General features: G+C 69.2%; 1 protein-coding gene and 1 pseudogene. Both read right to left on the minus strand.

Going from position 1 to position 1,099, the window contains the following annotated elements:
* Nucleotides 1–197: pseudogene (locus I55_RS34015) on the minus strand (hypothetical protein); the annotation flags it as partial.
* A 266-nt stretch (nt 198–463) separates the two neighbouring features.
* Nucleotides 464–1,099 (minus strand): protein-L-isoaspartate O-methyltransferase (locus tag I55_RS01990; RefSeq protein ID WP_199902422.1); only part of this gene is annotated, 636 nt, incomplete at its 5' end.

Consider the following 1,099-nt stretch of genomic DNA (forward strand, 5'->3'; position numbering starts at 1 on the left):
GCCAGCGGCACGCCTTCATCCGTGGCGCGCTGGCCGGCGCGGCCGGCTTCCAGCGTCGGGTTGTTCTGGTAGGCCTGGATCAGCGCGTCTTCCAGTGTCTGCCCGTGGGCCGCGCCCGCGACGGCCACGGCCAGCGCCGTCAGCGGCAGGGCGGCGACCAGCCGGCGCGCCCGCTTCACCCAATGTCCGGTTCCCATGCCCTCAGCCCCACATCCAGCGGTGTTCACTTGCATCGCCATTTTCCCCAAACGCCTTAAATAAATATCCCAGCGTGCAGGCGGCGCCACGCACGCTCGCGCGGCAGAGCGCCACCTTTAATCCCCAATGGCGCTGGGCGCCCTTAAAACACTCTGTAACATGTCCACGGGCCCCGCATAGGTCCACTTATGGCCATGCTACGGGGACCCGCCCGGAATGAAAAACCCCTGCGGGGCGCCCTGACGCGTCCGCAGGGTCGTCCCTATCAGAACACGAACTCGACGCGGCGCTGGAAGCCCGGCAGGGGCCGGACGGCAGCATCGAACAGGATGCGGTGCGACACCACGCCACCCACCTTGCGGTAATAGCGGGCCTCCCCCAGACCGGCGGCGTTGATGACCACGCCAACCAGGCGGCCACCCTCGGGCAGTTGGTCCAGCAGGCTGGCGGGCACCTCGGGCACCGAGCCGTCGATCAGGATGGCGCTGTAGGGGGCCTTGGCGGCGTGACCGGCGGTCAAGTCGCCCTGCACCACGGTGACACCGGCGACGCCGGCCAGGGCCTTGCGCCCGGCCTCGATCAGGGCGGCGTCGCTTTCCAGCGCTACCACCGAACCGGCCAGTTCAGCCATGACGGCGGCGGAGTAGCCGGTGGCCACGCCCACGGCCAGCACCTTGTCGGCGCGGGTCAGGGCCAGTTCCTGGATCAGGCGGGCCAGCACCATGGGCTCCATCAGGTAGCGACCGGGGGCCACGGGCACGTCCTCGTCGACATAAGCGACGCCGGCCAGCGCGTCGGGCACATAGCGCTCGCGCGGGATGGCCAGGAAAGCCTCAACCACGAAAGGGTCGGTGACCTTGTTCGGGCGAATCTGGCCCTCGATCATGTGACGCGGCGGCGG

The sequence above is a fragment of the Azospirillum sp. B4 genome, assembly GCF_000333275.1.
GTDB lineage: Bacteria > Pseudomonadota > Alphaproteobacteria > Azospirillales > Azospirillaceae > Nitrospirillum.